A 13,579-nucleotide genomic window follows, 5' to 3' on the forward strand; every position below is an offset into this window, starting at 1 on the left:
CAGTTGTCATTGGTCAATAGTCAGTTGTCATTGGTCAATGGTCAATGGTCAATGACTATTGGTCATTAAGTCTGTTTCTAATGACTGGAGCATCCCGAATTTGTAGTGTTTTTTTAGGAGTGCGAGCTTTTGGCTCGCTGTGTGAGAACCAGAAACCATTTCGATCGCGATCGCTCCGACATTATATGATGACAAATAACTCATGACAAATAACTCATGACAAATGACAAATGACAACTGACAACTGACAACTGACAACTGACAACTGACAACTGACAACTGACAAATGAGTATTTCTAATTGTTTTGAAACGTTACGCAAGAGCAATCAATGTGCGTTGATTCCTTTTATTACTGCGGGCGATCCAGATTTGGAGACAACGGCGAAAGCACTGCAAGTTTTGGATGATAGCGGTGCAGATGCGATCGAGCTTGGCGTTCCCTATTCCGATCCGCTAGCTGACGGGCCGGTGATTCAAGCGGCTGCTACTAGGGCCTTGCAGCGGGGAACGCGGCTAGATCCGGTGCTGGAAATGGTGGCGAAAGTGAGTCCGAATTTGCGATCGCCCATAATTCTCTTCACATATTACAACCCGATTTTGTACAGAGGCATCGAAACCTTCTTGCAGCAAATCAAAAGTGCTGGAGTTCAAGGATTGGTTGTACCGGATTTGCCCTTAGAAGAAGCTGACAGCCTGATCCAACCCGCAAATAAATTAGGGATAGAACTAACATTGTTAGTGGCTCCCACAAGTCCTAAAAGTCGCATAGAAGCGATCGCCCGCCAGTCTCAAGGATTTATTTACTTAGTCAGCGTGACGGGGGTGACGGGAGTGCGCGAAGGCTTAGAAACGCGAGCAAAAGAGTTGCTCCAAGAAATCCGCAGCATCAGCGACAAACCCATCGGCGTTGGGTTTGGTATCTCGAAACCAGAACACGCTCGCCAAGTGAAAGAATGGGGTGCAGACGCTGCGATTGTTGGTAGTGCTTTTGTCAAACGCTTGGCTCAAGGCACTCCCGAAGAGGGCTTAGAAGCGATCGGCGAATTCTGTAAAAGTCTCAAAACAGCTATTCAAAATGATTAGTAACTGTGCAGATACTTTCAGCCATTAGACAGATGTGGGCGATCGCAATGTGCGGCGACAATTGCAATTAAAGACCTTGTTGTACTTGAGATCATACACCACCTTCCTTCTGGTTCCTGACCGGAAGGTTTTTTTTTGCTACAAAAACGCAAAATATTTCAACGCAGCGCGCACGGATAGCCAAACGCCCAGCCAAGGCAAAGGAAACGGCATTGCGTTGTCCTGAGCCCGGTGCTGCGACTTTTAATAATAATTCGTAAAAGATTGAGGATTGTCGCATTTAATCAAGTACAGATACTGCCTGGGGACATGGCTGCGTAGGGACACGCAGTGCCGTGTCCCTACTGCATTTAATGAGATTTAAAAATGCTATAACTTGAGGAATGTAACTTCAGATAGATAAAAAACTACTTTTTCTATTCGTATAATTAAAAAAGTGTTTGAATGTCTAATTCTGTCATGCTGGTCATCTACAGAACCATCAAACAGTTGAATATCTCACAATAGAAAGGAGCATTTTTATGAACAGACTAACTGCTTTTCTGAAAAAAATTCGAGCTGTACAAATTTTAACCGTGTTTCTGGCGGGCATTTTAGTGTTTGTGAGCACGGCCTGCAACCGGGCTGATGTAGCGTCGGCAAAAACTGCCGACAAAATTAGACAAGAAGTGCCTTCAGGGGCTGTAACTTCCGAATACAAAGGCGGCCAAAATCAATACGCCGATACAGATCCCAGAGACAAAAACGCTGCTGCTGCTGAAGCAAAAGCTCAGTTTCTCAAGGAGCAAGCGCAACAACGCATCGAGACTAAATCTAGCAGCAACGTGGGCGAAAATGTGCGGCGGGTAGCAGACGACGCGCCGGAAAAACTAGACCAAATCGGCGAAAAACTAAATGACGACGCTCGCACGGCTCAGCGTAAAGCTGATGAGTTTGGCGACAAAACCAAACAAGGTTTTTCTAATCTTAAAGAAAACACTCGCGAAGGCTTGAAGGGAGCAAAAGAGATTGTTAAAGAAGCGACAGAAGGAGCAAAAGAAAGAGTAGCAGAGGGTACTGAGTCGCTGAAATACAATACCGCTCAAGGTCAAGAAAATGTCAAAAATGCAGCGCGCAAAGTAAAATACAGCGCTGAAGATGCCTCCGACAAGGTTCGCGCCAAAGTGAATCGAGATATCGACAAAACTCAACGAGCAGCAGAAAGAGCGGCAGACGCGATCGACTAATTTCAGATAACGCTGCTTCTAGAGCGGCGGGAATCTACATTTGGACAGGGGTTAAAATCCCTGTCTCATAGCTCGCAGTCGTCTTCAAACGACTGCATATTAATTATATTTCCGTCGGTTTCCCACCCCCAATAGGGCTAATCAGCCCGGAAGTAGAGTGCAGGGCGCGTTTCTCCAGAATGAAACAGCCGGCACTTTTTGCCGTGCGGACTTCAGTGCTGCTGATTTCACAACGGATTTTTTTTAATTTCTATAGATTTGATTGGGATTTTTTAAGGTAATAATTTTTCCCTCGGCTATCGGAAATTTTGCCGATCGACTTATATTAAATTCACTTAATTAGATATTGTATTGTCATAACACGATACTGCCGTGTTGCTACTGTATTTTCGATTCATTTAAGTGGCTTTAATATTAAAAGCACAAAAACATACGTAAGTAACCACCTCCGATAGCGATCGCCCAAGTATAAAATGTTGGTGTTTAACAAATAAGTATTATTTTTGATTGGCAGCTATAAAATTTTGCAGTTTATGCCGTAAGATAGATACACTAACTTTTATCAAGTCAGTGTCAAGCTTGAGGTCAGCCGATATGGATGCAACAGTAGATGTAGTAGATTTGACTGCGGTGCTCCCTGGAGATCGCCCGATCGCCCAATAGCACATTGATTGTCGATCGGCTGTCGGATTGCGATCGAGAAAAACTTACAACTCGCCCTTCGCAAGCTCTTAGAGTTTCGCCACGGGCGTGCCACCGTCAAAAATCTCGATATTCCCGGCACAATTCCTGCCCGCAGCCTACAACCCTATCCCCGCTCCTATGCTCCTACGCCCTTGTCGTGGATTTCCGCGACGCGGCACTGCCACAATCCGATCGAGTTACACCAGCAGCAGTTTGCATCGCTCCAAATAGTTCTGAAGCGAACAAACATTCTCGACGAACTTGAACGGAAACCAGTTATTCACAGATATCTAAAATATCTCTATATTTAAAAGTATCTTGATAGTAATTGGTGAATCTTAATCGTATCGGATTTAGCAAAAAATGCAACGGATTCGCGATATATTCCCTACGCGATCCGAAGCAGATCGACAGGGGGGATGCAGGCAAAATTCACTTTGAAAATTGTTTTGCAATAATAACGATGACAAACGAATTTTACGATGCGCTGGGACATTTGGCAATCTATGCAGGTGCGGCACCGACGCAGCGCAAACAAATACTCAAGCGCGTTTGGAGCAGTCAGAAAAAACTCAAAGAATGCGCCTACTTTACCCCGCTCGATTACCAGCACAAGTTCGAGCTAGTTGAGGCAGAATGGCTGCGCGTTTTGGGGAAGAATGCAGAAGCAATGGAAATGTACGATCGAGCTATAGCCGGAGCTAAAGCTAACGAATATTTGCAAGAAGAAGCTCTGGCTGGCGAACTAGCTGCGAAGTTTTACCTGTCATTGGGAAGAGAAAAGATTGCCAGAGTCTACATTACAGATGCCTATGATTGCTATATCCGCTGTGGAGAACAAGCAAAAATTGATGAGTTAGAAAAAGACTATCCTCAATTGGTCTCCCCAATTTTGCCACCTGCAAAAAATGCGGCTAATTCATTAGCAATTTTGCCCACAACTGCCGACAAAAATGAATCGCTGCATCCATTTGTTCATCCGTCTGTATCGGCTCTCGTCTCAGATTTGGAAAGTTTTGCAAATCAGCTAGCAGCTTGTCAAATGCTGTCTAGGGAAATACAACTCGATCGCCTGATTGCGAAACTGATCCAACTAACGCTGACAAATACAGGCGCTGACAAAGCAGTGCTGATTTTGCCAAACTGCAATCAATGGCAAATTGCTGCTGCCAGCACGATCGACAATTTGGGAGTCGATCGCGCGATCGGCTTAGCATCCCCAATACTCGATCTCCACAGCGATATCCTGCCCCTCAAAATTGTTGACTGCGTTAAAAACTTCTTGAAACCTGTGATTGTGCGGGCTCTCGCTGAAAAATCGGATTGGGATGCCGACTCTTACATCCTCACCTACCAACCGCAGAGCCTGTTGTGTTGGCCGATTCTCGATCGAGACAACTTAGTCGGCATTTTGTATCTAGAAAATCGGTTAAAAGCAGGAGTTTTTACGCGCGATCGCCTGCAAATGCTCAATCTCCTGTCTTCCCAAGCAGCCATCAGTTTGCAAAATGCTCTGCTGTATAAAAAATCTCATGATTACAGCCAACAATTAGAGCGAGCGCTAACAAAATTTAGCCGCACAAAAGCTCAGCTTGCGGAGCAGAAACAAATGCTGCAAGCGATTATTGATGTGGCTCCAATTTGGATTTGGATGGTTAATCCCAGCGGTAAAGTACAGTTTTTTAACAAGACATTTTGTCAAGATATCGGCGTGCCTCTGAGCGCTTTCCTAGCTGTAGATCACTACAAAGATATACTGGGAGAAAATGCAGCAAGCTGTATGGCTTCAGATGCGGCCTGCCTTGCCCAAGATTCGCCGCATTACTCCAGCGAAACTCTCACATTGGTTGACGGCAAAGAACACTATTTAGAAGTTACAAAAGTCAAATTAAAAAATTTACAGGGCGAGACGATCGGGATTATTGGTTTGGGCGTTGATGCCACGGATCGCAAGCATTCAGAGGAAGTTTTGCAACAGCAAAATCAGCGCCTAGAACAAACTTTAAAAGAATTACAACAAACGCAACTGCAACTCATACAAAACGAGAAAATGTCGGCCTTAGGTAATTTAGTTGCCGGAATAGCCCACGAAATTAACAATCCGATTGGGTTTGTTTCAGGAAATTTAAACGAAGCTAAAAGGAGTTTGGAAGATGTTGTGCAACAATTAGAACTGTATCGCTCCAATGCACCGAAATCTCAAATTACCGAGCACGCCGAAGAGATTGACCTCGATTATCTCTTGAAAGATTTACCGAAGATGATTGATTCGATGCGAGTCGGGTGCGATCGCATTTCCAGCATCAGCACCAGCCTCCGCACCTTTTCCCGAGGCGACAAAGACTACAAAGTTGGCTTTAATATTCACGAGGGTATTGATAGCGCGATTTTAATTTTGAAACACCGCCTCAAAGGCAATCAATACCGCCCGCAGATCGCAGTGATGGCTAAATACGCCAATTTTCCTAAAATTGAATGTTTTCCCGGTCAATTGAATCAAGTTTTTATGAACCTGCTCGCCAATGCGATCGATGCCTTAGAAGAGTCAAATCAAGGACGCAGTTTTGAGGAAATTGCTGCCAATCCCAACTGCATCAAGATTAGCACCGAGCTACTGGAATCCGGGCAGATTAAAATTACAATTGCTGATAACGGCACGGGGATGACAGAGAATGTAAAAAAACAGATATTCGACCATTTGTTCACGACAAAAGGCGTCGGTAAAGGCACCGGATTGGGGTTGGCAATTGTCCGTCAGATTGTGGTAGAAAAACATGGCGGCACTATTGATGTAAATGCAGAGCCGGGAGTTGGCACTGAATTTGCGATCGTTTTGCCTGTCAAAGATAAATTATAATGCCATAGGGTTTAGTTACTGCTGGTGATGGCAAGGAACGCGATCGCTTCGCTCACCTTTCACTCGCTCCGAAAACCAGGGTTAACAACCCTTATTGCTCTACAGATTCTATCGCTCCGCTGCCTCAAAATCGCAAATTGCCGATCGCCCCTCACAGATATAGCCGAGTCTCACTCATGTGAGGTACAGGTTCTGATTTTAGATTTTAGATTTTAGATTGGGGGATTGGGGGATTGAGGGATTGAGGGATTGAGGGATTAATACCTCATCTTTCTGAGAAATGCTATAGACATCAATTATCTGTAGCAAGATTTCACAAATTTGATTGATGCCAGGCCAAAGAGGGAGGCTCCCGCAGCGACAGATATCCCTCTTGGCAAAACAACCTTCAACTGCTCGAATAAATCCCTCTTTCTTCTAGTTGCTGCATAAAAAATTCTTCCAGAGAAGGCTTCGCCAAATTCATGCTAATGAGCTGCCCTCCCGTATTCCTGAGACTAGAAATAAACTCCTGCGGATCGCCCTGCAAATGACCGTACCACAAATCGAGTTCGACCTGCATATCCGGTATCCATTTTTGCAGGATATTCAAATGTCCGCCCCTACCTTGAACGCGGTAAGTTTCTGTTTTACCCAGCAATTCGTCTATCGCCCCAGTGCAGATTAATTCACCTCTCGCCAAAATTGCCACTCGATCGCAAATCTTCTCCACATCTGAAAGTACGTGCGAGTTAAAAAAAATCGTTTTTCCTTGATTTTTTAGCGCCAAAATTATCTCTCGCATCTGATAGCGTCCCATCGGATCTAAGCCCGACATCGGCTCGTCCAAAAATACCACATCTGGATTGTTAATCAAAGCTTGAGCCATGCCGATCCGCTGCAACATTCCCTTAGAATACTGGCGCAACTGTTTTTTAATTGCCGCCGATTGAGCTAGCCCAACTAAGTCTAGCAAATGCGGAATTCGCTGCCGCTGAATCGAGGGTGGAATTTCAAACAGCCCCGCCGCAAACTGCAAGAATTCCCAGCCCGTGAGATAATCGTAAAAGTAGGGATTTTCCGGCAAGTAGCCGACTCGCCGCTTGACAGCGCGATCGCCCAAAGGCTTACCCAACAGCAGCGCCCTGCCCGAAGTCGGCCGCACTATCCCCAGCAAAGTCTTCAGCAGCGTAGTTTTTCCCGCTCCATTTTGCCCTAGCAGCCCGAAAGTTTCCCCCTCAGAAACACTCAGAGTGCAACTTTTGAGCGATTCAATCTTTTGGTTCATCCAGAAGCCAGTACGGTAGAACTTCCCCAGATTAAATGTTTCCACCACTGGGGTAGCTCCGGGCGCGGGAGTGGGAGTTGGCGCATCTACAAGAGGTTCCATTGTCGTCATCTAAATAAGTAGCACCTGATTATATTCTATGGCATGAGTCTCACAATCGTTGCTCGCTTTGATGCTAAACTTATAGGAGCTGCACTTACAATTTTGCGAATATGGAACGTTCAAAAATTATTGCTATTATCACTGGGGTAATTTCTATAGTTTTAGCAGTTGCCTACCTGCTGCTAGTCACACTCCTCGACTTCCGAGGCGAAATGGTGCCCGCACCTCAAAGTTATTTGCCCGGATCGATACCCCTCCAGCAAATAGCTGCTGCTGATTTGATGCAGGCGGGCGCTGACGGTGCGAACTCGATCGCGATCGAAACAATATAATCACATTAAAATTCCGCAATCTCGCCACTAAATTATGTAGATCAAGTTTCTATCGCAACTCCTTTATTGTTGGCTGCAACCGCGCCGGCCCAAAAATTAGCTGCTGGCGCCCAACAACTACCACCAACAAATTATCGCCAAAATTATATCAGTCAATCCCAAAACATTACTCTCGGACAAGCATCCGATTTAATTGGCAAATGGTTGGATGCGAAACAGACAATATTTGCTCCTCCCTTCGATCGCCAATTGCTGGCTAGAATGACTACAGGAATTTTGTATTCCGATACTGTAAAGGCGATCGACTATTTGAACACCAGTAATTCTCGCTATCGGTACGGCGTCCAAAAACTCGAATCAGTCGAACGCTTTGCAGCATCTGGGAACAAAGCCACTATTGAAGTCAAAATCACCGAAGATGCGACTCTTTACAAAAACGGCAAAGTCGATAGTAGCAGTTTTAACACCAAGGTAATTCGGTACACATTAGAGTATTGGGACGGCATTTGGAAAATAGCCGATTCCCAAGTTATGAGTAAATAGTCAGATATCGCTACTCTTCGGGCGGGGGCGGATAACTTATTTGTAAGTGCAATAAGAGCCCAGCTTACCTATAGAACCCATTTGATATCTCTTCTGCGTAAATCTCAGAAACCGGGTTTCTATCGGTATTTCTCGTGACCAACCCAAAAACTCGTAGAAACCCGGTTTCTTGCCCCGGGCGTAAATCTCAGAAACCGGGTTAATCTCGATATTTCTCGTCACCCAACCCAAAAACTCAAAGATGTCAAATGGGTTCTATAAATTCACCTTGATAGCCAAGATTGCACAAATAACTAGGACGGGCAGGATGCCCGTCCCACACAAATCATTTTTTCTTGTGGGATGGGCAGGAAAGCCCGTCCCAAAATATGATTAAAATGAATTTTGCCAGCTTGTCTGATCGAGCAGCTTCAAGTCAATATAAATACCCGTAGGGACTAAGGGTCAGCCCAAAGCCGTGTCAACTTAATGTCAAACGTCGTTAGAGATTGCTATTTAGTAATTAGGGCCCCTAACCCCCCCTAGCCCCCCCTTGTTAAGGGGGGGGACAAGAATATTTTCTTTCGTCCCCCAAAGCATCGGGGGATGCGAGGGGGTGAGAAACTCGGCTAAGAGCAAGATTTATCATTGCCCTCAGGCGATTGTTGACACCAATGGGCAGTGCCGTATCCCTACATTAGCTATTAATACACGTGAATTGCTTTCATCATGTGATATGCAACTAACAACTGAGTCAAAGCTAGCGGGTAACTTTGCAAAACTTCGCCAGTTGTCCCGATGAGTTTACCAATTTCCGGGTTGCCTTGGGCCGCACAAAATCCTTGGAGGTGAGGTAACTCGCTGCACAAAATCTTTTCCAATTCGCTGACTTGATCGCTGTTAGCGTGGGAGTCTACTTCCAACACATCAACCGGTTTGCCCATATCGCGATCGAGTCCCAAGCGAATTGCAGGTTTAAAACTATCGCTACCTCGACCTAAAATCTCAGTAAAATCGGGGTGAGGAATTGTCGGTCTCAGGACTAAACGCACGTTCAAATTTGATTCCTGGTCAGATTCTGGGTAAAAACTAACTACAACGTCGGCAAATTTGCGCTGGGGGCGAATATAATCTTCTGAATCTGGTTCGCGCTTTTCCATTTCTGCCAGCACCTGTTCTTCAGTATAACCGCGCTTCATAATATCGCGCTTAACTTTCCACTGAGTTCGCAGTTCTTCTGGGGGAGCGAGGTACACTTTTACGTCGTAAGAATCGCGGATAGTTCGGGTGGAGTAACCCAGCAAACCTTCAACGATTACAAACTTGCTGGGCTTGATATATTCCGGCGGGTCAAATGTACCAGAATGGTGGTTGTAAATGGGTTTGAGAATTGCTTGACCGGTACGCAGCAGGCTGAGGTGCTGCTGCATGATGTCGAGGTAATTGCAGTCGGGATGCAGTGCTGTCAGGCCGATTTCGGCGCGCTGCTTTCTGTCATAGCGGTGATAGTCGTCTGTGCAAATCACAGTCACATTTTCTGGCCCCAATACTTGGGCAATTCCTCGCGTCAGAGTGGTTTTGCCCGCTGCGCTGTCTCCGACAATACCGAGAATGATTGGTCGATCGCTCATTGTTTTTACCCCGCCAGACCATAGCAAATTTTGTGATTAATCTTACATCTTATCAAAATTCGGTTCGACCCGATCGCGATCTTGCATTGTTTAACTTGCTCCCTCCCCACAGTCTCCCCAAACTGTAAAATTATTGTATTATTTCTTAATCAAATGCAGCACCAGAGACTCGGGGAACATCTAATGCCAAAATTACCCTAATTTCTTAACCGCTCGATTTGTCGATCGTACTTTTAAATTCAGGTATACTAATAATCTGGGCAAAATTGCGGCCCCAAAGCATCTCAGCATTTTGTAAATGTAGCGCAAACGCCAGCAGTGGCGCGACTGGTGGGATATTAGCGGTATCAAAAGCCACAGCAGGGAGTCCATAATTTTGTCGATCGCATCCAAGCGCTGTGCGATCGACAAAATTGCTCCGCAATATAAAGTTTTAGACAAGGCTTTCGCTATTTTGACAAATTAGTATAAATTTGAGTACACAACGCACTCCCACGCTCAAAAACCGTGTTTTTCGGTGTACCTCGCCTGCTGTAACCAATTATTTGCGTTAAACAACCCGGTGGCGACGTACCCGCACGCAAGTTATAAACTTTTCTCCAAAATTTAAGTTGAATTAAGCCTGCAACAAGCCTATGAATCAACCATATTCTCAAAAACTTAGGGGCAGTATTTTAATTGTTGATGACAGTCTTAACAATTTAACATTACTGGAGCGGATATTATTGCGGCAAGGCTATCAAGTAAAAATTGCTTCAAGTGGCAAACAGGCGATCGATGCTGTGCACTTGGATCTGCCTGACTTGATTTTGTTAGATATTATGATGCCAGCTATGGATGGATATGAAGTTTGCGCTCGTTTAAAAGCGAGCGATCGCACTCGCGACATTCCGATTATTTTTCTAAGTGCTTTAGTAGAAATTTCTAATAAAGTAAAAGCCTTTAAGGCTGGTGGGGTGGACTACATTACTAAACCTTTTGAACCAGTAGAAGTTGTGACTCGCGTTGAAAATCAATTGCGACTGCGGGAACTAGACTTGCAATTGAGAGAAAAAAATAAGATATTGCAGCGAGAAATCGCCGATAGAGAACAGGCAGAAGTAGAAACGCGGCTGCTGCTAGAAACAACCAAGTTCCAAAAAGACGAAATTGAAGAATTGCTCTTAAATATTTTGCCAAAAGCCATTGCAGAACGCTTGCAGTCAGGACAAAGCCTAATTGCTGACAGCTTTTCCGATGTCAGTGTTTTATTCGCTGATTTGGTAGGATTTACGGATTTTGCATCTCAAAAAACAGCGACAGAAACCGTACAAGTTCTGAATCAAATTTTCAGTAGATTCGACCAGTTGTCGCTACGTCACGGCTTGGAGAAAATCAAAACTATTGGCGATGCTTACATGGTAGTCGGCGGTTTGCCGGAACCACAGGAAAATCACCCTTTGGCGATCGCCCAAATGGCAATCGATATGCAGGCTGCTGTCGCTAACTTCAATGCCAAAAACAATCAAAGCTTTAGTCTCCGCATTGGGATCAATATTGGTGGCGTGGTGGCGGGAGTCATTGGTTTAACTAAATTTAGTTACGATTTGTGGGGCGATACAGTGAATGTCGCTCAACGGATGGAATCAAACGGTATTCCGGGGCAAATTCAGGTGACAGATGCGGTTTACGAGCGTTTGAAACATAAATTTTCGTTTAAACTGCGCGGTGCTATTGAGATTAAAGGTAAAGGAGAAATGATGGCTTATTTGTTGTTGGGGCAAAATTAGTCATTGGTCATTTGTCATTGGTCATTGGTCATTGGTCATTGGTCATTTGTCATTTGTCAACAGTCATTTGATGCCGTAGGGTGTGTGGCTTGCAGATTATATTTGGAGCAAATCGACAATCTAGTAGCCACGCACCAAGCGCCCAAATATTGGGATCGCTCGATCGGACTTGAGATCCTTGGCAATTGAGAATCGCCAATCGCCAGTAGTCATTTGATGCCGTAGGGTGTGTGGCTTGCAGACTATATTTGGAGCAAATCGACAATCTAGTAGCCACGCACCAAGCGCCCAAATATTGCGATCGGTATCAGGTGCGTCGCGCGATCGGTTTTCGCTGTTTTTTTGGATATTTTCTTTCTTAGACGCACCCTACTAATGACTATTGACTATTGACTAATGACCACCCTTCGGCTTCGCGAGCGGGTAAAATGACCACTGACTAATGACTAATTACCATTCCTGTTTGTGCTTGTTGCTGTGAGTTTCCCAATCGTCGTCTGGTTGCTGATATAAGGGTTCTGGTTGCAATTCTTCTGGCATTTCTAATTCTGCATCCGATGCTTCTTGCTGGTAGATGTTGAGAGGTTCGACAACGCGGGCGATCGCATCTTTGACAAAAGCTTTGACAAACTCGTCTTTCCGATTTAACTGAAACTGCCTTTGCACGACTTCGGCAATACCGCCGTCGCCCCAGTCTTGATCGTGGCGGAAATATTCAATAAAACTTTTGCCCGCAATTCTGGTTAAATAAGCGGCGCTGACTGCTTGAATTGCTTTGCCGAGGACAAATCCGGCAACGCTTAACTGCAACGCTCTTGACACTACTTGAATTACGCCTTCAACTATTCCCAAACTTGCTAGAGTTTTGGCGAGAGATAGTGCCAATTCTTTAGCGCGATCGATATTTAATTCGCAGCCGTAAATCTTGGCAATTTCTATTACCATTTGAGCGTTAACTGCTGCTGTCGCCAGTAAATCCACAACAGGCAAAGGCGTCACGGCAATTACTCCGGCTCCGATCCACTGAAAGCGCTCTACTACTTTATCAGCGGCGCGCCGTCTTTGAGCGTCAATTAATTTGCGCGCTTGGTCTCCCAAATGCTGAGATTGCAGCAAAATATTATCAGCAATCAAGTCTTCTCCTTCGGCGCGCAAAATCGCTGCGATGCGCCGAATTAATGGCATCATATCCGGGTCTGGCTGAAATATTGTGCCGCTTTCTAGTACAAATTTTTGCGGGTTGGCGCTAATTGCAACTACGTCCATTGCTGAGACTAAACCTTTGACTCGCTGTCGCAGTCGATCGAGAATCTCGTCTCTGTCGCTGTCGGGATAAAGGTCAACTTTATTAAACACTACGATCGACCTTTTGCCGATTTGGGCTAAATTCCGCAGCGGTTCGTACTCAGATTTTCGCAAATCGCCGTCCAACACAAATAAGATCAAATCAGCACGAGCAGCCAACTGCCGCGCCAATTCCTCTCTGTAAGTCCCCGCCACTCCCGCTTCCAAGATGCCTGGGGTATCAGTAATTGCTAATTCTCGATCGATTCCTTTCAATGAAAGAGTGTAAGTTTCTCCAACTTCGGTAGTTCCCATCGGCGCGCCCACCTGTCCCGCCATCCGTCCCACCAGCGCATTCACAGCCGAAGTTTTGCCCGCAGAACCGGTGCCGAAAACGACTATTCTAATGCTGCCGCGGGCCATGCTAGCTTCAATTTCGCGCGCTCTCAACAGCAAAGCTTGCCGCGCTACTTCGTCTTGAATGCGATCGACTTGCTGTCTGATTGCTTTGAGATTTTCCGAAGCAGCTTCACTTTTGACAACAGGAACCTTGGGATTAATTGCCCGTTTGCCTTTAACTTTTCCTGGCCGTTGCAGCAGCCTAAAATAGTAAAAAAGCGCAAAAATTAGGGTTCCCAAAAGTACAATTATCAGCAAAATTAGCAAATTAGCCAGCAGCGGAGAAGCAGACCACGCAACTTGACTGTAAAGCCCTGTTAAGGAACTCACCAGCCCAATAATCAGCCCCAGGGTGAGGCAGAAAGCAGCAATTAAGGTTAGCAGGCGCGGCAGAGGCATGAGGGGAGCGGCAAATAAAAGGG

Annotated in this window: 12 protein-coding genes; 7 read left to right on the forward strand and 5 right to left on the reverse strand. The window is 45.3% G+C overall.

Going from position 1 to position 13,579, the window contains the following annotated elements:
- Positions 1 to 48: 48 nt before the first annotated feature.
- Positions 49 to 204, reverse strand: coding sequence for a hypothetical protein (locus tag QZW47_RS05255; protein WP_293124741.1), 156 nt, complete (start codon positions 202 to 204; stop codon positions 49 to 51).
- Positions 205 to 286: 82 nt separating this feature from the next.
- Between QZW47_RS05255 and trpA the strand changes: the two genes are divergently transcribed.
- The 4 genes from trpA (at position 287) to QZW47_RS05275 (ending at position 5,851) form a co-directional block, all read left to right on the forward strand.
- Positions 287 to 1,084: a tryptophan synthase subunit alpha gene (gene trpA / locus QZW47_RS05260; RefSeq protein WP_293124743.1), complete on the forward strand. Its 798-nt coding sequence runs from the start codon at positions 287 to 289 to the stop codon at positions 1,082 to 1,084.
- Between the two features lie 521 nt (positions 1,085 to 1,605).
- On the forward strand, positions 1,606 to 2,310 hold the full coding sequence (locus tag QZW47_RS05265; RefSeq protein ID WP_293124745.1) for a DUF6658 family protein: 705 nt from the start codon (positions 1,606 to 1,608) through the stop codon (positions 2,308 to 2,310).
- A gap of 671 nt (positions 2,311 to 2,981) precedes the next feature.
- The gene (locus QZW47_RS05270) at positions 2,982 to 3,305 is read left to right on the forward strand and encodes a hypothetical protein (RefSeq protein WP_293124747.1); all 324 of its coding nucleotides are present in this window, start codon (positions 2,982 to 2,984) and stop codon (positions 3,303 to 3,305) included.
- A 152-nt stretch (positions 3,306 to 3,457) separates the two neighbouring features.
- Complete coding sequence (locus QZW47_RS05275) at positions 3,458 to 5,851, forward strand: ATP-binding protein (RefSeq protein ID WP_293124749.1); 2,394 nt, start codon at positions 3,458 to 3,460, stop codon at positions 5,849 to 5,851.
- 388 nt (positions 5,852 to 6,239) lie between these two features.
- Here the strand turns inward: QZW47_RS05275 and QZW47_RS05280 are convergent, their stop codons facing one another.
- Complete coding sequence (locus QZW47_RS05280; protein WP_293124751.1) at positions 6,240 to 7,220, reverse strand: ABC transporter ATP-binding protein; 981 nt, start codon at positions 7,218 to 7,220, stop codon at positions 6,240 to 6,242.
- A 110-nt stretch (positions 7,221 to 7,330) separates the two neighbouring features.
- Between QZW47_RS05280 and QZW47_RS05285 the strand changes: the two genes are divergently transcribed.
- Together QZW47_RS05285 and QZW47_RS05290 are read left to right on the forward strand one after the other, a co-directional pair.
- Positions 7,331 to 7,552, forward strand: coding sequence for a hypothetical protein (locus tag QZW47_RS05285; protein WP_293124753.1), 222 nt, complete (start codon positions 7,331 to 7,333; stop codon positions 7,550 to 7,552).
- Positions 7,553 to 7,618: 66 nt separating this feature from the next.
- Positions 7,619 to 8,095 (forward strand): ARC6/PARC6 family protein, encoded by a 477-nt coding sequence (locus QZW47_RS05290; protein ID WP_293124755.1) that lies wholly within the window; start codon positions 7,619 to 7,621, stop codon positions 8,093 to 8,095.
- Positions 8,096 to 8,778: 683 nt separating this feature from the next.
- Here QZW47_RS05290 and QZW47_RS05295 read toward each other — a convergent pair.
- Positions 8,779 to 9,705, reverse strand: coding sequence for a phosphoribulokinase (locus tag QZW47_RS05295; protein ID WP_293124757.1), 927 nt, complete (start codon positions 9,703 to 9,705; stop codon positions 8,779 to 8,781).
- A gap of 192 nt (positions 9,706 to 9,897) precedes the next feature.
- On the reverse strand, positions 9,898 to 10,146 hold the full coding sequence (locus QZW47_RS05300) for a hypothetical protein (RefSeq protein ID WP_293124759.1): 249 nt from the start codon (positions 10,144 to 10,146) through the stop codon (positions 9,898 to 9,900).
- Between the two features lie 194 nt (positions 10,147 to 10,340).
- On the opposite strand from QZW47_RS05300, the gene QZW47_RS05305 reads away from it, so the two are divergent.
- Positions 10,341 to 11,474: an adenylate/guanylate cyclase domain-containing protein gene (locus tag QZW47_RS05305; protein ID WP_293124761.1), complete on the forward strand. Its 1,134-nt coding sequence runs from the start codon at positions 10,341 to 10,343 to the stop codon at positions 11,472 to 11,474.
- A gap of 450 nt (positions 11,475 to 11,924) precedes the next feature.
- Here the strand turns inward: QZW47_RS05305 and QZW47_RS05310 are convergent, their stop codons facing one another.
- Entirely contained in the window at positions 11,925 to 13,556 is a 1,632-nt protein-coding gene (locus tag QZW47_RS05310; protein WP_293124763.1) for a YcjF family protein, read from the reverse strand.
- Positions 13,557 to 13,579 lie beyond the last annotated feature (23 nt).

The organism is Microcoleus sp. bin38.metabat.b11b12b14.051, assembly GCF_013299165.1.
In the GTDB taxonomy this organism is placed as follows: Bacteria; Cyanobacteriota; Cyanobacteriia; order Cyanobacteriales; family Microcoleaceae; genus Microcoleus.